Genomic DNA, 19,981 nt, shown 5'->3' with positions numbered 1-19,981 from the left:
TATGCGTTATTTAACAGCTGGTGAGTCTCATGGACCACGTCTAACAGCCATTATTGAGGGAGTTCCAGCTGGTCTTCCTTTAACAGCCGAGGATATTAATGAAGATTTAACACGGCGCCAAGGTGGATACGGTCGTGGTAGTCGGATGCAGATTGAAACAGATCGCGTAGAGATTACAGCTGGTGTTCGTCACGGTAAGACAACCGGTGCCCCGATTACATTGAATGTGACCAATAAAGACCATCAAAAATGGTTGGATATTATGGCAGTTGAGGACATCGAAGAGAAGCTCAAAAGTAAGCGTCGTATCAAACATCCACGACCAGGACATGCTGACCTAGTTGGTGGTATGAAATATCGCTTTGATGATTTGCGTAATTCCTTGGAGCGTTCTAGTGCGCGTGAGACAACTATGCGTGTAGCTGTTGGTGCGGTTGCCAAACGGATTTTGGCTGAGTTGGATATTGAAATTGCTAACCATGTAGTCGTTTTCGGAGGGAAGGAAATTGATGTCTCAGATGGTTTAAGCGTAGCAGAAATCAAAGAGCGTGTAGCCCAGTCAGAAGTATCCATTGTCAACCAAGAGCGTGAAGAAGAAATCAAAGCCTATATTGATCAAATCAAGCGAGATGGAGATACTATTGGCGGAGTGATTGAGACTGTTGTTGGAGGAGTTCCAGCTGGCTTGGGGTCATATGTGCAATGGGATAAAAAGTTAGATGCAAAATTAGCGCAGGCTGTTGTTTCAATCAATGCTTTTAAGGGAGTAGAATTTGGAGTAGGCTTCCAAGCTGGCTATCTCAAAGGGAGCCAAGTCATGGACGAAATTCTCTGGTCCCAAGAAAAAGGATATACACGCCGAACCAATAATCTAGGTGGTTTCGAAGGTGGTATGACCAATGGCGAGGCCCTAATCATTCGTGGTGTTATGAAACCAATTCCGACCCTCTATAATCCATTGATGTCGGTTGACATTGACACTCATGAGCCTTATAAAGCTACTGTGGAGCGTTCAGATCCAACGGCTCTCCCAGCAGCTGGTGTAGTCATGGAATCAGTCGTAGCTACAACTCTAGCGACAGAAATCCTAGAGAAGTTCTCTTCCGATAATATGGAGGAATTGAAAGCTGCAGTAGCCAGTCATCGCGACTATGTCAAAAATTTCTAGGTAATTAATGAAAAAAACGATTTTAATTGTAGGTCTAGGGTTGATTGGAAGTTCACTTGCGCTCTGTATTCGCAAAGACCATCCTGACTATCACCTCATTGGCTTTGATCCTAACGAACAATCATGCCAAATTGCCTTGGGCAAGGGGATGGTTGATGAGGTATCAACAGAAATGGAGGGTGTAGCAAAGCAGGCTGATGTGATTCTTCTTTGTGTTCCAATTCAAGTTTCTTTGCGTTTGATTAAAGAATTTAGTGCCCTTGAATTGAAGGATACGGTCTTGATTACAGATGCAGGTTCAACGAAGTCTGCAATTGTGGTTGCTGCTGAGGAACATTTGGCGCCAAGACAAATTAATTTTATCGGTGGACACCCTATGGCAGGTAGTCATAAATCTGGTGCCAGTGCAGCAGATCTCCATCTATTTGAGAATGCTTACTACATTATGACACCGTGTCAGGCTACCAAGCAGGATGCGGTTCCCCGATTGACAGACTTGTTATCTGGAACGGGGGCACGTTTTGTTCAGATTGATGCGGCAGAACATGACCGTGTGACCAGTCAAATTTCACATTTTCCACACGTATTGGCTTCTAGTTTGATGCATCAAGCTGGTGAGTATGCCCAAGATCATCCCTTTACGAATAATTTTGCAGCTGGAGGATTTAGAGATATGACACGGATTGCGGAAAGTGAGCCGAGCATGTGGACTAACATTTTGCTAACCAATGCAGATTCTATTCTAAATCGAATCGAGGAATTTCAAGCACGTCTCTCAGAAATTTCAGATGTTCTCAGATCTGGCGATCAAAAAGCAATTTGGGACTTTTTTGATAAGGGACGTCAAACTCGTAAAGCCATGGAAATTCACAAGCGTGCAGGTGTTGATTCTTTCTACGATTTATTCCTTAGTGTTCCTGATGAGGAAGATACGATTTTGAAGGTTTTGGAAGTCTTACGGGGTATTTCCATTGTCAATATTCGTATCAATGAAGAGAACCGTGAAGATATACACGGTATTTTACAAATCACGTTTAAAAACAAGGGAAATTTGGAAGACGCTGCGAAACGTTTAAGAGAGCAGACGACTTACAAAATCCATTTAGATTAGGAGAAAAATATGTCAACAAATATCTATGATATAGCAAATGAATTGGAACGTGCAATCCGTAACCTTCCTGAATATAAGGCGGTGGAAGCCGTTAAGGTCTCAGTTGAGGAGAATTCAGAAGCCAAAGAAATATTGGAAAGTTATATTTCTTTCCAAAAAGAAATCCAATCTAAATTGCAGGCTGGTGAAATTCCTACTGAAGCTGACCAAAAGAAAATGTTGGATTTCAACAAGAAAGTTCAGGGAAATCCACTTTTGACGGAATATTTCAGCAAGCAACAACAGTTGGGAACTTATGTAGCTGATTTGGAACGTATCATCTTTAAGCCTCTCAACGAATTGTTGTAATATATTTATATTTGATAGGAGCAGGGTGTTAGGTCATGGATTGACGCCTAGTATACGCTGCTTACGTAGAGTTCTTATCTCCAAGTACAGATTCAGAAACGGTACTTTGGGGAGTAAGAACTCTTTTTTCTACCTTCTCCAGCATCCATTTCTTATAAAGTTATGGTAATTACTTGACATTTTCTAATAGAAGTTCTACAATATATTTAGTATATGGTTATAACCAGTTTGATAAATATATATATCAACAAAGGAGATAATATGACAGTATTTATAAAAGCAAAATCTATTATTTTACCAGAGAGTGAGGTCGAATCAGCCTATTTGGAAATTACTGACAAGGGTCAGTTTGGACGGATTGTGACTGAAAAGCCTGAAGGGGAGATTGTTGATTATTCTGACTTTCATTTAGCACCAGGGCTAGTTGATACACATATCCACGGCTACGCTTCTCACGATGTTATGGACAATGATTTTGAAGGGATCAAGGTAATTTCAGAAGGTCTCTTGTCTTGTGGGGTAACCTCTTGGCTTCCAACGACCTTAACGGATACGACTGAAAATTTAGATGCAGTTTGTGAAACGATTGGGACCTATGCAGGGCAGGAAACAGGCGCCAAGATTCAAGGTATTTTCTTAGAAGGTCCCTTCTTTACAGAAAAATACAAGGGAGCACAAAATCCTAAGTACATGAGCGATCCATCCATTGAAAAGTTGGACAACTGGCACAGCTTATCTAAAGGTTTAGTCAATAAAATTGCTATTGCTCCAGAACGTGAAGGCGTCAAAGAATTCATCGAGTTTGCTAACAGCAAGGCAATTCATACTGCCTTGGCTCACAGCGATGCGACCTATGCGCAAGCGGAAGCGGCAGTAGAAGCTGGTGCCAATATCTTCGTCCATGTTTACAATGGGATGAGTGGGCTTCATCACCGTGAACCAGGTATGGTCGGGGCTGCTTTGAATTTAAAAAATGTCTATGCGGAAATGATTTGTGATGGACACCATGTTCATCCAGCTGCGGCAGAAATCGTGGTCAAAGCACGTGGAGCAGAGGAAACTGTTTTGATTACGGACTGTATGCGAGCTGGCGGTATGGGTGAAGGGGAGTCCCGCCTCGGTGAATTTGAAGTTGTTGTAAAAGATGGAACTGCTCGTTTAAAAGAAAGTGGTAGTTTGGCAGGTTCTATCTTAGAATTGATCGAAGCAGTACAGAATGTTGTGAAATGGGGCTTGGTGTCCCTACCTGATGCCCTTCGTATGGCCTCTCTGGCACCAGCTCGCTCTGTCAATATTGACCATATTTGCGGTCGGATTGCAGAAGGCCGAGCTGCAGACTTTATCGTCGTAGATGATGCAGGACGCTTACAAGCGACCTATCTAGATGGCGTGAAACGATTTGGTTAATAAAATTCCTTAGGAGGAAACTAATGACAAAATTACAACTTTCTCAGGCTAAATTCAATCACATGACCCGCTTGTCAAACAGCAATCAGGTAATTGCTGCCTTGGCGATTGACCAACGGGGGGCTTTGAAACGCTTGCTTGCTGCTGCAGCAGGTGGTGGCGAATTTGGAGATGACATTTTGATTGACTTCAAGAAAGTCATCTCAAGTGATTTAACCCCTTATGCAAGCTCTATCCTCTTGGATGCTGAGTATGGTGTTCCAGCTTCAGAATTGCGTCATGCAGATTGTGGCTTCATTGCTGCTTATGAAAAAACAGGTTACGATGCGTCCACACCAGGTCGTTTGCCAGACCTTTTGCCAAACTGGTCTGCAAAACGCATCAAGGAATTGGGTGCAGATGCCGTAAAAATCTTGCTTTACTATGATGTAGATGACAAGCCAGAAATCAACGACATTAAGCATGCCTGGGTAGAACGTATTGGTAGTGAGTGTATCGCAGAAGATATTCCTTACTTTGTCGAAATCTTGACTTACGATGCCAGCGATATGGATGTGACTTCTCGTGAATACGCAGCCCTCAAACCACACAAGGTTAATGGAGCCATGCGTGAATTTAGCAAGTCACGTTATAATGCCGACGTGCTCAAGGTTGAAGTGCCTGTCAATATGAACTTTGTAGAAGGCTACACAGATGAAGAGCCAGTCTATACAGTTGAGGAAGCTAAGGCCTTCTTCAAGGAACAAACAGATAGCACTCACTTGCCATTCATTTATTTGAGTGCAGGTGTGTCTGCTAAACTCTTCCAAGAAACACTTGTCTTTGCCAAAGAAGCAGGTTCAAGCTTTAATGGTGTCCTTTGTGGTCGGGCGACTTGGAAGGATGCAGTAGCCATCTTTGCAAGCGAGGGTGAAGAAGCAGCCAAAGCTTGGTTGGCAGATCAAGGTCGCCGCAACGTAGAAGAACTCAACGAGGTTCTAGCAACTACAGCACGTCCTTGGACTGAAAAAGTTGAAGTAAAATAATTGTTTTAGTAGAGTCTGGGCTTAGGTTCAGACTTTTTTTGTGACATCAAATATAGTCATTTATACCCTTCGAAAATCAAGCTCAGCGTTGTTGACCTGATTTTGCAATCCGCTCTTATATCTCCCACCTTGAACATTCTATTTACTCTGCAAGCAATCTAGAGGACTGTTTCAAGTCAATGCTAGAAATTAAGTTATAGCTGCGGCTGTTGACAGATCGTTTTATAGCTAATAATATAGGGGGCTATTTTTAGAAAAATTCGAAAAAACTTGAAAAATCTGAAAATTTACGCAATTTCCTATTGACAAATAATTTGAAAACAGTTATGATAGTTACAAATAAATGAGAAAGGGAAACAGAGATGTTACAAATGTGTCAAAATCATTCAGCTAATCATACTTATTTCTACGGCTATTTTAGATAGTGTTTGTAGACATGGTAAACATGGATGCAAACACGGGAACGTAAAGTTTGTATCTATGTGGCTGTAGCTATTTTGACATGTGCCCATAGATGATACATCTAGATGGCACGGATAATTCATTCTGTTTTCCTATACAGATGAAATATAAGGACCGTTTAGAGTGTAGTCTAAGCGGTCCTTTCTTGTTTGCAATTATATTTATAAAAGGAGAATAATCATGGGATTTAAAAAAATTATACTTAGTTCAGTGGCACTTTTGTCAGCAGTAACGCTTGTTGCATGCAGTTCCAATTCGTCAGATTCAAGTTCAGTCAATGTTGGTATTATTCAATATGCTGAACATGAAGCATTGACCTCAGCTCGTGAAGGCTTTGTAGAGGCACTCGAAGAAGCAGGCTACAAGGAAGGTGAAAATCTGACGATTGATTTGCAAAATGCCCAAGGTGATCAAGCAAACTTACAGACAATGGTTGAGAAATTGGCAGGGAAAAATGATCTTAACTTTGCCATCGCAACACCGGCAGCTCAAGCCATGCTTAATGCAGATAGTGAAACATCAAGTGTATTCACAGCTGTCACAGATCCAGTTGAAGCAGGTTTGGTTGAATCATTGGAAAAACCAGGTGGGACCATGACAGGATCGACTGATGCAACTGATGTGGAAGGTCAAATCGAGATGTTGCTCAAAGTTGTACCAACTGCGAAGACTGTCGGTATTTTCTACAATTCTAGCGAGGTAAACTCAGAAGTTCAAGCTGAGCAGGCTAAAAAAGCACTCGAAGCAAAAGGTGTAAAGGTAGAAGTGACAACAGTTACGACTACAAACGATGTTCAGCAAGCTATTACTTCACTTGCAGGAAAAGTCGATGCTATCTATCTTCCAACTGATAACACAGTTGCCTCTACAGCTTCAACAATCGGTGATATTTTAAAAGAAGCAAAAGTTCCAGCTATGGGAAGTGACGCGGCAGTTATTGACGCAGCTCTATTTACCTACGGAGTCGACTACCATGCTATCGGTGTTCAAGCTGGTGAATTGGCCGTGAAGATTTTGAAGGGTGAAAAGCCAGCTGACTTAGCAGTTGCAAAACCAAATACAGCGGCTATTACCGTCAATGAAGAAATGGCTAAAGCTGTTGGTATTGATGCAGCAACTATAAAAGCATTAGAAGAGTAAAATATTTAGGAGAAGAAACGTTTATGTATTATAAGCTAGTAAAAAAATTGGCAACTATTTCAGTAGCAAGTATGGGTTTGCTAACACTTGCAGCTTGTTCCTCATCATCAGAACAAGCTTCCTCAGATGTGGTCAAAGTTGGAGTTCTCCAATATATGGAGCATGAATCATTGACAGCTGCCCGTGAGGGTTTTGTGGCGGAATTAGAAGCAAATGGCTACAAAGAGGGTGAAAAATTGGTTTTGGATTATCAAAATGCCCAAGGTGATCAAGCTAACCTTCAAACCATTTCAGAACAATTAATCGATGGAAATGATATTGTCTTGGCAATCGCTACGCCGTCTGCCCAGAGTTTAGCGACTGTGTCTACTGAAACGCCGATTGTCTTTACTGCAGTTACAGATCCCTTGTCAGCTGACTTGGTAGAATCCATTGAAAAACCAGGTGGACTGTTGACAGGTACTTCTGATCAAGCTCCAATTGACAAACAGGTTGAATTGCTCGGTCAAGCTGTTCCGAATGCAAAGACAGTAGGCATTCTGTACACAACCAGCGAACGTAATTCAGAAGTTCAGGTAGAGCAAGCTAAGGAATTGCTAGAAAAAGCAGGTTATAAGGTAGTGGTAAAAGGAATCACTTCGACTAATGAAGTGCAAGATGCGACAACAAGTTTGATGAAGGATGTAGATGCTCTCTTTATTCCAACGGACAATACTGTCGCTTCAACCATGACCATGATCGGTGAATTATCTGTAGAGCATAAGGTTCCAGTAATCGGTGGTTCAACGGACATGGTGGATGAAGGAGGTCTTTTGACTTACGGTACCAACTATGAAGCTTTAGGTCGTCAAACTGCAAAAATGGCTATTAAGATTATCGAAGGAGCCAATGTGTCAGAAACAGCGGTAGAATACCCAGAGACCGTCAGTCTTCACGTTAATGAAGAAATGGCTCAGAAATTAGGTATCGATACTTCTAAGCTTGCTGTATCTGAATAAGATCGGTAAGATAGAACCTAGTATTGACTACGAATTTAGAAAAAGGAGAAAATCGTGGATATTATTTTATCAAGTATCTCGCAAGGCTTGCTTTGGTCAGTTATGGCGATTGGTGTTTACTTGACGTTTCGTATTTTAGATATTGCTGATATGACAGCTGAGGGGTCTTATCCGCTTGGAGCTGCTGTTTGTGCGACAGGGATTGTGAACGGAGTGAATCCCTTGCTGGCAACCTTTATGGCTATGGTAGCTGGTATGGGTGCAGGATTGATTTCTGGTTTACTTCATACAAAACTAAAAATTCCAGCCCTTTTGACCGGTATTGTAACCTTGACAGGTCTCTACTCTATCAACTTGAAAATCTTAGGCAAAGCCAATGTAGCTCTACTTAAGCAAGAAACACTGGTGACCCAATTGCAGGATTTTGGTTTGACAAAAACAAATGCTGTTTTGGTCATTGGTCTGGTCTTTGTACTAGCAGTTGTAGGCCTATTGACGCTCTTGCTCAATACACAAATTGGTCTAGCTATTCGTTCAACAGGGGATAACATTCCAATGAGTGAGGCCAATGGCATCAATGTAGACAATATGAAAATCTACGGCTATATGTTGTCGAATGGTCTAATTGCCCTTTGTGGCGCTCTTCTTACTCAGAATAATGGCTATGCAGATCTCAATTCAGGTACTGGTACCATTGTTATCGGTCTAGCATCTGTCATTATTGCAGAAGTTATCTTGCGTAACTTACGCCTGGGTTGGAGACTCCTATCGGTTGTTCTCGGTGCAGTTGTTTACCGTTTGATTATCTTAGCGATTTTGGAAATTCCAGGTATGGATGCAGACCTTGTTAAACTCTTCTCAGCTATCCTTCTGGCAACCGTTCTCTATGTGCCAGAATTGCAGAAGAAATTGAATATTCGTCGTCCAAAATTGAATGGAAATGCTTAGGAGGAAGTCATGTCTACAATTTTATCAATTCAAAATATTCATAAAACCTTCGAAGCTGGAACAGTTAATGAGAACCATGTCCTTCGTGGGTTGAACTTAGATGTAAAAGAGGGTGATTTTATCTCCATCATTGGTGGTAATGGTGCTGGTAAATCAACTTTCATGAACTCACTTGCAGGTGCCTTGACGGTTGATTCGGGTGATATTTTGCTTGAAGGTAAATCCATTAAGCATGTCTCAGCTGCCAAACGTTCTAAGGACATCAGCCGTGTCTTCCAAGATCCTAAGATGGGAACAGCTTCCCGCTTGACCATTGAAGAAAATATGGCTATTGCCTATCGTCGTGGATTGTCACGTGGTCTTGGCTGGGGTGTGAAGGATAGTGAACGTGCTATTTTTAAGGAAGCCTTGAAAGAGCTTGGTCTGGGACTAGAAAACCGTATGAAGGTTGACACGCAATTTCTTTCAGGTGGTCAACGTCAGGCTCTGACCTTGATGATGGCTTCGCTGGTTAAACCAAAAGTTCTGCTCCTGGACGAACATACTGCTGCCCTGGATCCAAAAACCAGCGATATGGTCATGGAATTGACTAAGAAAATCGTGGAAAGTCACCAGTTGACAGCTCTTATGATTACGCATAATATGGAAAACGCCATTGAATATGGTAATCGTTTGGTCATGTTGCACCGTGGTCAGATTGTTGTTGATGTAGAAGGTGAAGAGAAGAAGAACCTCACAGTTCAAAATCTAATGGACCTTTTCTACAAAAACAGTGGTGAGAAGCTGACAGACGATGAAATGATTTTATAAAAAAATAAGACTACTGATGAATTTCAAATCAGTAGTCTTTTTCTTATATCGTCATTTAGTTGACTTTTATTACTTCGACGTAAGAGGAAACTTTCCAAATTCAAACACTCTACTGGATTGTTTGAACTCGCCTTGCCTGATTTTGCAAAAGCGACTTGCTTCGCTCTTTTATCTCCCACCTTGCACAGTCCATTAACTGTGCAAGCAATCTGGGGGATACGAATAGTCCAGTGGACTATTCGTACCTGAGCCTGAAAACAAAAAAGCGAAGTACATCAGCTGGTCACCTAGAAACAAGAAAGCATTGAGTTATGCCTTCGGCTGTCGATGCGAACTTTGTTCGCTTTATTTCCAACCTCCAACTATCTCCCAGATAGTTGGAGCAAGTACTAAAAGTAAACTAAAAGACTATACTTGTAGAAATTCCAGCATTTCTTCCATTGGGATTTGATGGATGGCTGCTTGGCCTAATTGTGGTACGATGACAAGTTTGATGGTCTTGCCTCGTGCTTTTTTATCGTGAGTTAGGGCGGCGTATAATTCATCTACATTCCAAGGCTGGTGTGTAGTCGGCAAGCCGAATTTTTCACACATGGCGATAATTTTTTCTGTCAGACCAGCTGGCATCAGTCCTTTTTTCTCAGCTGCGCGTGAGATTTGTACCATACCGATGGCAACAGCTTCACCGTGCATGACCTGGCCGTAGCCAGCGGTCGCTTCAATAGCATGTCCAATCGTGTGACCGAAGTTGAGGTAGAGTCTGACACCGTTGTCTAATTCATCTTCGACAACAACCTTGCGTTTGACTTCACAGGAGTGGTAGACGATATAGTCAGCATGCTCCAGAATGCTCTCGACAGAGCCGTCTAATTGGTCTAGGGTTTCCCAGAGCTCCACATCATCTATTAAGCCATATTTGACAACCTCGCCCATTCCTTCAATCAATTCTCGTTTGCCGAGTGTTTTGAGGGTATCAGGGTCGATGAGAACGCCGTCTGGTTGGCAGAAGGTCCCCACCATATTTTTAGCAAATGGGGTGTTCACGCCAGTTTTTCCCCCGATAGAAGAATCAACTTGGGCAGTTAGGCTGGTTGGGATTTGTAGGAAATGGATACCACGCATATAGGTAGAAGCGACAAAACCTGCCAAATCGCCAACGACTCCTCCGCCGAGAGCAATGATTCCATCACTTCGTGTCATACCATTTTTTACGAGAAATTCGTAGGCCTGATTGACGGTATCAAGATTTTTTGAGGCTTCACCTTCTGGAAATTCAAAAACAATGGTTTCAAAACCAGCTTGTTCTAAGCTTGACTGGACTGTTTCACGGTAGAGTGAGCCAACGTGGTCATCTGTAATAATGGCGATTTTCTGAGGTTTCCAAAGTTCTTTGACCCATGTACCTGTCTGTGCTAAACTTCCTCTTTGGATAAGGATGTCGTAGGGAGTGTTGGGAAGATTGACGGTCAGTTTCATCAGATTTCCTCTCTATTTGATGTCGTATTTCTGGACTAATTGGTCCCAAATCAAGTCAGTCGGCATTTCTTTTCCAGTCCAGGTTTGGAATGCTTCAGCCGCTTGGAAAAGGAGCATGCCCAAACCATTGATAGTTGGGTTGCCTTGTGACTGGGCAAGCTTCATTAAAGGTGTTTCGAATGGTTGATAGATCACATCCGCAACCAAAAGATTTTCAGGAAAGCGAATGGTAGAAGGAACAGGTTGAGAATACCCATCCATGCCTACACTAGTTCCGTTGACTAGTAAGTCGGAGTTGGTAATACGTTCCTGTAGTAATTGGCTATCTTTGAGCGCTAGGACCTGCATAGGAACTCCAGTTGCTTGAGCAATAGGTGTAAGACTCGCCTGTGTTCTTTCCAAGCTTTGTTGACGGCAGAAAATGGTAATTTCCTTTGCACCATCCAATGCAGCCTGAGCTATGATAGCAGTAGAAGCACCACCACCACCTAGAATGGTCAGTCGCTTGTTGCGTACTTGGAATCCTCTTAGTTTTTCTAAACTTTTGAAGAATCCAATGCCATCGGTATTATGACCGATTAGTAAGCCGTTCTGATGAATGACAGTATTGACAGCGCCAATCAGGCGTGCAGAGGCTGTTAAATCATCTAGATAAGGAATGACAGCTTGTTTATAGGGCATGGAAAGATTGATGCCAAACATATCGTAGCGTTTGATATTTTCAAGAGTAGCAGCCAAATCCTCTTCTGGAATTTCCAAAGCGACATAGACACCGTTTACACCTGTTTCCTTAAAAGCCAGATTATGAATGAAGGGGGAAATGGAGTGTTTGATTGGCTTTGCAACAACGGCAGCAAGACGAGTGTAACCATCAATGTTCATAGCTTACCTCCAAATTATTTATCCTATAAAAAATTAAGGGAAGAATTAGACAGTTTGATGAATTTCACGAATTAGAGCTTCCGTTTTTTCCCAACCTAAGCAAGGATCGGTAATGGATTTGCCGAATACCTCAGGGCTATCTTGACGGCCGTCTTCTAAGTAGGATTCAATCATGAAACCACGGACATATTTGCGAATGGCTTCATTCCAATCACGGTTGATGAGGGTCTGACGGACGATACGGATTTGTTCCAGGTAGTTTTTACCAGAATTGTCGTGGTTGGTATCAATTACGATAAATGGATTTTTAAGACCAAATTGTTCATACTGTTTGATGGTTTTCAAGAGAATATCGTAGTAGTAGTTTGGTTCATAACCGCCCTTTTCAGTATTGGCACCACGAAGGATAGCATGAGCTAGAGGGTTGCCATCTGTATCAACTTCTGCGTCGCGGTAAATAAAGTTCTGTTTGTTTTGTGCGGCGTAGATACCATTGAACATAACGGTCAAATTACCAGAAGTTGGGTTTTTCATACCAGTTGGCATATCGACACCTGATGCAACAAATCTGTGTTCTTGGTCTTCCACCGAACGTGCTCCGATAGCATGGTAGGACACCAAGTCTTCCACAAGAGGGTAGTTGGCAGAGTAGAGCATTTCATCAGCAGTTGTGAGTCCGGTCTCAGTAATGACACGGTAATGCAAATTACGAACGGCTGCAATTCCATTAATGAGGTCTGGTAATTTAGAAGTATCTGGCTGATGAACCAGTCCTTTATAGCCTTCCCCATTGGTACGTGGCTTAGCTGTGTAAACCCGCATGACCATGAAGATTTTATCTTTGACTTCCTCTTGAAGCTTAGAGAGACGACGTGCATATTCTAGAACGGCCTCCTCATTATCTGATGAGCAAGGGCCGATAACCAAGAGCAGACGGTCATCTTCACCTCGGATAATTCTTTTCAGTTCTTCATCGCGCTGATTTTTTGCAGCTAGAAATTCTCCTTCTAACTTGGAAAGTTCCTTTACTTTATCAATGTCTAAACTGGTGCTACGTTTGTGGATTCCCATAGTATTTTCCTATCTGTTGTAAATTTCTCGGATGAGTTCTTGTGTTTTTTCCCAGCCTAAGCAAGGGTCTGTGATGGATTTTCCATAGACATCTGGATTGTCTTGGCGACCGTCTTCAATGTAGGATTCAATCATGAAGCCGCGAACGTAGTTACGAATGGATTCGTTCCAGTCACGGTTGATTAAGGTTTGACGGACGATACGGATTTGTTCCAAATAATTTTTCCCAGAATTGTCATGGTTTGTATCGATAATAATAAATGGATTTTTCAAGCCAAATTGGTCATAGAGCTCAATGGTTTCTAGAAGATTGTCATAGTAATAGTTTGGTAGGTATTTACCATTTTCATTGACTGCACCACGAAGAATAACGTGAGCAAGTGGATTGCCAGATGTTTCAACTTCAGTATTGTTGAAGAGGAAGGATTGCTTCTTCTGAGCAGCAAAAAGACCGTTGAACATGACTTTGAGGTTACCAGATGTTGGATTTTTCAAGCCTGTTGGAACATCGATGCCTGATGCTACAAAGCGGTGTTGCTGATTTTCAACCGAACGAGCTCCGATAGCGATGTAGGAAACCAAGTCATCAACCAAAGGTAGGTTTTCAGGGTAGAGCATCTCGTCAGCAGTAGTTAAACCTGTTTCCGTAATGACACGATAGTGGAGGTTACGAACTGCTTTGATTCCGTTGATGAGGCTTGGTGCAGCATCTGTATCTGGTTGGTGTATGAGTCCTTTATAACCATCACCATTGGTACGTGGCTTGGCAGTATAGACGCGCATGACCATGAAAATTTTATCTTTGACTTCTTCTTGGAGCTTGGCCAAGCGGTGAGCATAATCTAAGACAGCCTCTTCATTGTCAGATGAACATGGTCCAATCACTAGGAGAAGACGATCATCTTCTCCTTTTAAGATGGCTTCAAGTTCACGGTCACGAGCTTGTTTTTTAGCAAGTGTTTCAGGAGAAAGTTTAGAATGCTCTCGGACTTGATTGATGTCAATTTTTTCGCTGATTGGTGTAAACAATAGATCTCCCTCTTTCATTTATAGATTCCTCAATTATACCATTATTTTTAAGAATTTAAAATCAATATCTATGATTTTATGTAAAATTTACAGTAAATTCTGAATATTTTATATAAAGGAAATTTAAGAAATTTTGCTTACAATAGGTTAACGATTTTTGCCTCATACAGTTTGGATAAAAATGTAATGGAGAGAAACGGAGAAGATATAAATTTATCAAAAAAGTTTGTTTATGTCCTTGAAAAATCTTCCCAAAAGGAACGATAGTCCTTGAGTGTGGGAAGATGATTGAAGATAATGGCTATGAGATAAAAATCTTATTCATTTATTGAAAAGACAAGAACCATAATTTGGATAAAGGTGAAGCCGAGGATAAAGGGGAGGGCATCCCACGAAATAACAGCAAGCATTTCATCAATAACGACAGTTGGTCTGGTAAAGATGTCCCATGAATTCAGTCTTGCATATCGTCCGATATGAATGGCAAAGCTGGATAGTAGGGAAAGACCACTAATCATAAACAGTTTTAGCCAGTAGGATTTGATAGAAAAAGCAGAGAAAATAAGTCGTACACTTTCAACGCCAGCCATGACCCCAAAGAAAATACTTGGGACATAAAGCATAAATAGAATCATGCTTTCTCGTTGCCATAGTACTGTGTTGGCAAAGTGCATATGGACGATGTCTGTCACCATGTAAAAAGTATTGGGGTAGAAAAAGAGCCAGAGGAGACCTGCTATCACTTTGAGGATATGGGACTTTGTATGATTGGTAAGGATTGCAAAATCAAGTGCTACCAATGCCAAGAACATATTCCATGTCAAGTCAGGTGCTGTGATACCGTACCGTTTTAGTCCGACTGCTATGATGAGGAAAAAGAGATGAGTAAGAATATTTTTCTTTGTAAACATAGATGACCTCTTTCTGTTTGAGTTGTATCATAGTATAGCATAGATAGAGGAAGAATTGTAGTTAGAACCATTTTGTGATTTAGCTGAAAATATGATAAAATAGGATGTTGTCAATAACAGGGTTTCATTTGCTCTGAATTTGAAAGGAAAAAAGCATGACAAAAACACCGTTTTATATCACCACACCGATTTATTATCCGTCTGGAAAACTTCATATCGGTTCAGCTTATACGACCATTGCCTGCGATGTATTGGCTCGTTACAAACGCCTTATGGGGCATGAAGTCTACTATCTAACAGGGCTTGATGAGCACGGGCAGAAGATTGAGGAAAAGGCAAAAGAGGCTGGTTTGACACCGCAAGCCTACGTTGACGGCATGGCGGTTGGCGTCAAGGAGCTCTGGAGCTTGCTAGACATCTCTTACGACAAGTTCATCCGCACGACTGATGATTACCACGAGGAAGTGGTGGCGGCTGTTTTTGAAAAATTGCTGGCACAGGACGATATTTACTTGGGAGAGTATTCTGGATGGTACTCCGTATCGGACGAGGAATTCTTCACCGAGAGTCAATTAGAAGAGGTCTTCCGAGATGAAAATGGCAAGGTAACAGGTGGTATCGCTCCGAGCGGTCACGAGGTTGCCTGGGTATCAGAAGAATCCTATTTCCTCCGCCTCAGCAAGTATCAGGATAAATTGGTCGAGTTTTTCAATGCTCATCCAGACTTTATCCAGCCAGACGGCCGCCTCAATGAAATCATGAAAAACTTCATCGAGCCAGGCTTGGAAGATTTAGCAGTATCCCGTACATCATTTACTTGGGGAGTACCTGTTCCGTCCAATCCAAAACATGTTGTCTATGTCTGGATTGATGCCCTGCTCAACTATGCGACGGCCTTAGGTTATGGTCAGGATGAAACAACCAATTATGACAAGTTCTGGAATGGCACAGTTTACCACATGGTTGGTAAGGACATTCTTCGTTTCCACTCCATTTACTGGCCAATCATGCTTATGATGTTGGATATGAAGTTGCCAGACCGCTTGGTTGCTCATGGCTGGTTTGTCATGAAAGATGGCAAGATGTCCAAGTCTAAGGGCAATGTGGTCTATCCAGAAATGTTGGTCGAGCGTTTCGGCCTGGATCCACTCCGTTACTACCTCATGCGTAGTCTGCCAGTCGGCTCTGACGGAACCTTTACACCAGAAGACTACGTTGGCCGTATCAACTATGAACTGGCCAATGACCTTGGAAACTTGCTCAACCGTACAGTTGCGATGATTAACAAGTACTTTGGCGGTCAGGTACCAACCTTTGTTGCTAACGTGACTGATTTTGATGCGGACTTGGCGGCAGTAGTAGCTGACAACTTGGCAAGCTATCACAAGTATATGGAAGCTGTTGACTATCCACGTGCCTTGGAAGCTGTTTGGAATATCATCTCCCGTACCAACAAGTACATCGATGAAACAGCACCGTGGGTCTTGGCAAAAGAAGAAGCTGACCGTGACAAGTTGGCAGCGGTGATGGCTCATTTGACAGCAAGTCTTCGTGTGGTGGCTCACCTCATTCAACCATTTATGATGACGACGTCTAATGCCATTATGGAACAGCTTGGTTTGGGAACAGCATTTGACCTTGAAAACCTTGCCTTTGCAGGTCTTCCAGCTGGTTTGACAGTGGTCGCAAAAGGTATGCCTATCTTCCCACGTCTGGATATGGAAGAGGAAATCGCCTATATCCAAGCACAAATGGGTGGCAGCTCTGCTATTTCCCAAGAGGAAGAAAAAGAATGGGACCCAGCTGACGTGGAACTGAAAAACGAGAAAGCTGCGATCAAGTTTGAGGACTTTGATAAGGTGGAAATCCGCGTGGCCGAAGTCAAGGAAGTGGCCAAGGTGGAGGGCTCTGACAAGCTGCTCAAGTTCCGTCTGGACGCAGGTGACGGTCAGGACCGCCAAATCCTATCGGGTATCGCCAAGTACTATCCAAATGAGCAGGAGTTGGTCGGCAAGAAAGTCCAAATCGTTGCCAACCTCAAGCCGCGTAAGATGATGGGTTTGCTCAGCCAGGGCATGATCCTCTCAGCCGAACACGACGGCAATTTAACACTCTTAACAGTCGATCCATCAGTACCAAACGGCAGTCAGATTGGGTAAGAAAGTTCAAACACTCAGCACAGCTGGGTGTTTTTTTGCGAACTAATATAGAAAGGAGGTTTTATGTTAGTTGCACTTGATGAAGATGGACAAGTTTTTAATGTCTTGGAAAATCCTGCGCCGCAAGGTCGCTTTTGCTGTCCAGATTGTGGAGGACTGGTCCGATACAAATCCGGAAAAGTTCTGCGTTCGCACTTTGCCCACGTAACCCTGCGGGATTGCACATACTTTTCCGAGAATGAGTCGGCCCAGCACCTGTCCCTTAAGTCTTGTCTGTACAGTTGGTTAATCAATGCCGAACAAGTTGAACTTGAAAAATGCCTGCCTAGTATAGGGCAGGTCGCTGATTTATTTGTTAATAATAGTCTAGCTTTGGAAGTACAGTGTTCCAGTCTACCCATTTCTCGTTTGCAGGTGAGGACGCAAGCCTATCATGAAGCTGGTCTTCAGGTTCTCTGGCTGTTGGGAAAAGGCCTATGGTTAAAAGAAAGATTAAGCAAATTACACAAGCAATTTCTCTCTTTTAGTATGAACATGGGTTTTTACCTCTGGGAATTGGATGACGAGAAAAAAGAATTGCGTCTTCGTTACCTTATTCATGAAGACTTACGAGGTAAGGTCCACTGTCTGACAAAGGTTTTTCCATTTGGCGAGGGAAATTTATTGGAAATCTTGCGTCTGCCATTTGCCAAGCAAGCTTTATCACATCTTACTTGCCCGTTAGATAGGGATTTGCCTCGCTACATTGCACAACAGCTTTATTACAAATCCCCCAATTGGTTAGCCCTACAAGCAGAGTCTTATAGCCGAGGGGAGAATTTGCTGACAAAGACGGCAGAAGAATGGTATCCCCACATCCGTCTACCCCGCTCTGCCATTGGCTTTGCCCAAATACAAAAAGATCTAAGCCCAGTCTATCAGGATTTTGACCAGTATTATGACAGTATTGAAGACAAGCAGAAACAGGTTCTATATCCACCTATAATTTATAGAAAACCAATGTAAATAGAGATAGCTGATGGAGGTGTATATATTGCTTTTGAAAATATGCTCGTTATTTTATGTTAGTCATGCTACTGTTGGTGAGGGTTGTAGACTTTATTATCCTAGTGGCGACTTGCTATAGCGAATGCCAAAAACTATTTTCCAGTTGAATAGTAACCTATAAGCCCTCACTTTCCGTTGGAAAGAGGGGATTTTTTATGTTAGAATAAAGGATACGGAGGATTAATTATGTCTAAACAACGTTACGAAATTGAAGAAAAATACCAGTGGGATTTAACCACTATTTTCCCAGCCGATGAAGCTTGGGAAGCAGAACTTGCAGATTTACAAGCTGAAACTGAAAAAACAAAAGAATTTGCAGGTCACTTGCTCGACTCAGCGAAGAGTCTTTTGACAATCAGTGAAACGCAACTTGGTCTCATGCGTCGCATTGAAAAACTCTATGTCTATGCGTCTATGAAGAACGACCAAGATACTCGTGAAGGCAAATACCAGGAATTTCAAGCTAAAGCCATGGGCTTGTATTCGGTCTTTTCACAGGCTTTTGCCTTCTATGAGCCTGAATTTATGGCCATTACTGAAGAGCAGTTGGAAGCCTTTAAAGCAGAAGAGCCGGCTCTTGTTCAGTACAGCCATCAATTTGAAAAACTTTTAGCAGCTAAGGACCACGTCTTGTCACAAGAGGTAGAAGAAGTATTGGCAGCGACCAGCGAAATTTTCGAATCACCAGCTGAAACCTTCTCAGTCTTGGACAATGCCAGTCTACGTTTCCCAGAAATCGCAGATGAAGACGGTCACTTGGTGCCACTTTCACACGGAAACTACATCCACTTTATGGAGTCTAAAAACCGTGATGTCCGCCAAGAAGCCTATGAGGCCATGTACGGAACCTACGAGCAGTTCCAGCATACCTACGCTAAGACTCTGCAGTCTAATGTCAAGGTCAATAACCTGAAAGCTCGTTTGCGTAAGTACGATTCAGCCCGCCACGCATCACTTGCAGCTAATTTTATTCCAGAATCCGTTTACGATACATTAGTGGCGGCAGTCAACAAGCACCTTCCGCTCTTGCACCGTTATATCAATTTGCGTAAGAAACTCCTGGGTATTGATGACTTGAAGATGTACGATATGTACACACCATTGTCAGATTTCAGCACCAAGATTTCTTATGAAGATGCACTCAAGAAATGCCAAGAAACCTTGGAAATTTTCGGTAAGGATTATTCGGCTATTGTAAAAGAAGCCTTCGAAAATCGCTGGATTGATGTCCATGTCAATGAAGGAAAACGCTCAGGAGCATACTCAGGAGGTGCCTACGACACCAACGCCTTCATGCTTCTCAACTGGCAGGATAACTTGGATAACATGTACACTCTTATCCATGAAACAGGTCACTCTCTCCATTCTATGTTGACTCGTAAGACTCAACCTTATGTCTATGGACATTATTCCCTATTCTTGGCTGAAATTGCCTCAACGACCAATGAAAATCTTTTGACAGAAAAACTCTTGGCAGAAGTAGAGGATGACAAGGAACGCTTTGCTATTCTAAATCATTACCTAGATGGTTTCCGTGGTACAGTTTTCCGCCAGACCCAATTTGCCGAGTTTGAACAGGCTATCTATAAGGCAGACCAGGAAGGTCAAGTCTTGACGGCTGATTTCCTCAATGAATTGTACGGTCAGACTAACGAGAAATACTACGGACTTTCTGCAGAAGAAAATCCAGAAATCCAGTTTGAGTGGGCTCGTATTCCACACTTCTATTATAATTTCTATGTCTATCAGTATGCGACAGGTTTCGCAGCAGCATCAGCTCTAGCAAACAAGATTGTCAATGGTAGTCCAGAAGACAAAGAAAACTATCTCAACTACTTGAAGGCTGGTAGCTCAGATTATTCTCTCAATGTCATTGCCAAAGCAGGTGTAGACATGACCAAAGAAGACTATCTTAATGATGCTTTCAAAGTTTTTGAAGCACGCCTAACTGAGTTAGAGGAGCTTGTTGAAAAAGGGGTACATCTCTAA

Annotated in this window: 17 protein-coding genes; 12 read left to right on the top strand and 5 right to left on the bottom strand. The window is 42.3% G+C overall.

The window, feature by feature from the left end; translation table 11 throughout:
• Position 1 precedes the first annotated feature (1 nt).
• The 9 genes from aroC to K5Q29_RS04520 all read left to right on the top strand — a co-directional run bounded on the left by aroC (position 2) and on the right by K5Q29_RS04520 (position 9,417).
• Positions 2-1,168 (top strand): chorismate synthase, encoded by a 1,167-nt coding sequence (gene aroC, locus K5Q29_RS04560; protein WP_221877014.1) that lies wholly within the window; start codon positions 2-4, stop codon positions 1,166-1,168.
• 7 nt (positions 1,169-1,175) lie between these two features.
• Positions 1,176-2,279, top strand: a complete 1,104-nt coding sequence (locus K5Q29_RS04555; RefSeq protein ID WP_105153189.1) for a prephenate dehydrogenase — start codon at positions 1,176-1,178, stop codon at positions 2,277-2,279.
• Between the two features lie 9 nt (positions 2,280-2,288).
• On the top strand, positions 2,289-2,627 hold the full coding sequence (locus K5Q29_RS04550; RefSeq protein ID WP_029180450.1) for a YlbF/YmcA family competence regulator: 339 nt from the start codon (positions 2,289-2,291) through the stop codon (positions 2,625-2,627).
• A gap of 261 nt (positions 2,628-2,888) precedes the next feature.
• Positions 2,889-4,034, top strand: coding sequence for an N-acetylglucosamine-6-phosphate deacetylase (gene nagA / locus K5Q29_RS04545; RefSeq protein WP_024395469.1), 1,146 nt, complete (start codon positions 2,889-2,891; stop codon positions 4,032-4,034).
• A gap of 23 nt (positions 4,035-4,057) precedes the next feature.
• Positions 4,058-5,059 (top strand): tagatose-bisphosphate aldolase, encoded by a 1,002-nt coding sequence (gene lacD, locus K5Q29_RS04540; protein ID WP_044761030.1) that lies wholly within the window; start codon positions 4,058-4,060, stop codon positions 5,057-5,059.
• A 642-nt stretch (positions 5,060-5,701) separates the two neighbouring features.
• On the top strand, positions 5,702-6,661 hold the full coding sequence (locus tag K5Q29_RS04535; protein ID WP_105121769.1) for an ABC transporter substrate-binding protein: 960 nt from the start codon (positions 5,702-5,704) through the stop codon (positions 6,659-6,661).
• A 23-nt stretch (positions 6,662-6,684) separates the two neighbouring features.
• Positions 6,685-7,659: an ABC transporter substrate-binding protein gene (locus tag K5Q29_RS04530; RefSeq protein WP_024400039.1), complete on the top strand. Its 975-nt coding sequence runs from the start codon at positions 6,685-6,687 to the stop codon at positions 7,657-7,659.
• Between the two features lie 54 nt (positions 7,660-7,713).
• The gene (locus K5Q29_RS04525) at positions 7,714-8,607 is read left to right on the top strand and encodes an ABC transporter permease (RefSeq protein ID WP_002940642.1); all 894 of its coding nucleotides are present in this window, start codon (positions 7,714-7,716) and stop codon (positions 8,605-8,607) included.
• Positions 8,608-8,616: 9 nt separating this feature from the next.
• Positions 8,617-9,417, top strand: a complete 801-nt coding sequence (locus K5Q29_RS04520) for an ABC transporter ATP-binding protein (protein ID WP_002940641.1) — start codon at positions 8,617-8,619, stop codon at positions 9,415-9,417.
• A 408-nt stretch (positions 9,418-9,825) separates the two neighbouring features.
• On the opposite strand, the gene aroB is transcribed toward K5Q29_RS04520, so the two are convergent.
• The 5 genes from aroB to K5Q29_RS04495 form a co-directional block, all read right to left on the bottom strand.
• A complete protein-coding gene (aroB, locus tag K5Q29_RS04515) occupies positions 9,826-10,893 on the bottom strand; it encodes a 3-dehydroquinate synthase (RefSeq protein ID WP_105139224.1) in 1,068 nt (355 codons plus the stop codon).
• 12 nt (positions 10,894-10,905) lie between these two features.
• A complete protein-coding gene (locus K5Q29_RS04510) occupies positions 10,906-11,775 on the bottom strand; it encodes a shikimate dehydrogenase (protein ID WP_105139223.1) in 870 nt (289 codons plus the stop codon).
• A gap of 45 nt (positions 11,776-11,820) precedes the next feature.
• On the bottom strand, positions 11,821-12,846 hold the full coding sequence (locus K5Q29_RS04505) for a 3-deoxy-7-phosphoheptulonate synthase (protein ID WP_012027207.1): 1,026 nt from the start codon (positions 12,844-12,846) through the stop codon (positions 11,821-11,823).
• Positions 12,847-12,855: 9 nt separating this feature from the next.
• A complete protein-coding gene (locus tag K5Q29_RS04500; RefSeq protein WP_024400035.1) occupies positions 12,856-13,893 on the bottom strand; it encodes a 3-deoxy-7-phosphoheptulonate synthase in 1,038 nt (345 codons plus the stop codon).
• A gap of 299 nt (positions 13,894-14,192) precedes the next feature.
• Complete coding sequence (locus K5Q29_RS04495; protein ID WP_105139222.1) at positions 14,193-14,786, bottom strand: DUF1361 domain-containing protein; 594 nt, start codon at positions 14,784-14,786, stop codon at positions 14,193-14,195.
• 155 nt (positions 14,787-14,941) lie between these two features.
• On the opposite strand from K5Q29_RS04495, the gene metG reads away from it, so the two are divergent.
• The 3 genes from metG (at position 14,942) to pepF (ending at position 19,981) form a co-directional block, all read left to right on the top strand.
• On the top strand, positions 14,942-16,945 hold the full coding sequence (metG, locus tag K5Q29_RS04490; protein ID WP_205032599.1) for a methionine--tRNA ligase: 2,004 nt from the start codon (positions 14,942-14,944) through the stop codon (positions 16,943-16,945).
• A 63-nt stretch (positions 16,946-17,008) separates the two neighbouring features.
• Positions 17,009-17,950: a competence protein CoiA gene (locus K5Q29_RS04485; RefSeq protein ID WP_105139497.1), complete on the top strand. Its 942-nt coding sequence runs from the start codon at positions 17,009-17,011 to the stop codon at positions 17,948-17,950.
• 228 nt (positions 17,951-18,178) lie between these two features.
• The gene (gene pepF / locus K5Q29_RS04480; RefSeq protein WP_105139496.1) at positions 18,179-19,981 is read left to right on the top strand and encodes an oligoendopeptidase F; all 1,803 of its coding nucleotides are present in this window, start codon (positions 18,179-18,181) and stop codon (positions 19,979-19,981) included.

The sequence above is a fragment of the Streptococcus sp. 2018037 genome (genome assembly GCF_019754195.1).
Taxonomy (GTDB): Bacteria; Bacillota; Bacilli; order Lactobacillales; family Streptococcaceae; genus Streptococcus; species Streptococcus hashimotonensis.
This window is presented reverse-complemented; position numbering and strand designations above follow the sequence as displayed.

What these genes read in the sequence shown, in the direction of transcription:
- K5Q29_RS04550 (WP_029180450.1), top strand. Translation starts at nt 2,289, where the DNA reads ATGTCAACAAATATCTATGATATAGCAAATGAATTGGAACGTGCAATC.
- aroC (WP_221877014.1), top strand. Translation starts at nt 2, where the DNA reads ATGCGTTATTTAACAGCTGGTGAGTCTCATGGACCACGTCTAACAGCC.
- nagA (WP_024395469.1), top strand. Translation starts at nt 2,889, where the DNA reads ATGACAGTATTTATAAAAGCAAAATCTATTATTTTACCAGAGAGTGAG.
- K5Q29_RS04530 (WP_024400039.1), top strand. Translation starts at nt 6,685, where the DNA reads ATGTATTATAAGCTAGTAAAAAAATTGGCAACTATTTCAGTAGCAAGT.
- aroB (WP_105139224.1), bottom strand. Translation starts at nt 10,893, where the DNA reads ATGAAACTGACCGTCAATCTTCCCAACACTCCCTACGACATCCTTATC.
- K5Q29_RS04535 (WP_105121769.1), top strand. Translation starts at nt 5,702, where the DNA reads ATGGGATTTAAAAAAATTATACTTAGTTCAGTGGCACTTTTGTCAGCA.
- K5Q29_RS04505 (WP_012027207.1), bottom strand. Translation starts at nt 12,846, where the DNA reads ATGGGAATCCACAAACGTAGCACCAGTTTAGACATTGATAAAGTAAAG.
- pepF (WP_105139496.1), top strand. Translation starts at nt 18,179, where the DNA reads ATGTCTAAACAACGTTACGAAATTGAAGAAAAATACCAGTGGGATTTA.
- K5Q29_RS04510 (WP_105139223.1), bottom strand. Translation starts at nt 11,775, where the DNA reads ATGAACATTGATGGTTACACTCGTCTTGCTGCCGTTGTTGCAAAGCCA.
- K5Q29_RS04500 (WP_024400035.1), bottom strand. Translation starts at nt 13,893, where the DNA reads ATGAAAGAGGGAGATCTATTGTTTACACCAATCAGCGAAAAAATTGAC.
- K5Q29_RS04555 (WP_105153189.1), top strand. Translation starts at nt 1,176, where the DNA reads ATGAAAAAAACGATTTTAATTGTAGGTCTAGGGTTGATTGGAAGTTCA.
- K5Q29_RS04520 (WP_002940641.1), top strand. Translation starts at nt 8,617, where the DNA reads ATGTCTACAATTTTATCAATTCAAAATATTCATAAAACCTTCGAAGCT.
- K5Q29_RS04495 (WP_105139222.1), bottom strand. Translation starts at nt 14,786, where the DNA reads ATGTTTACAAAGAAAAATATTCTTACTCATCTCTTTTTCCTCATCATA.
- metG (WP_205032599.1), top strand. Translation starts at nt 14,942, where the DNA reads ATGACAAAAACACCGTTTTATATCACCACACCGATTTATTATCCGTCT.
- lacD (WP_044761030.1), top strand. Translation starts at nt 4,058, where the DNA reads ATGACAAAATTACAACTTTCTCAGGCTAAATTCAATCACATGACCCGC.
- K5Q29_RS04485 (WP_105139497.1), top strand. Translation starts at nt 17,009, where the DNA reads ATGTTAGTTGCACTTGATGAAGATGGACAAGTTTTTAATGTCTTGGAA.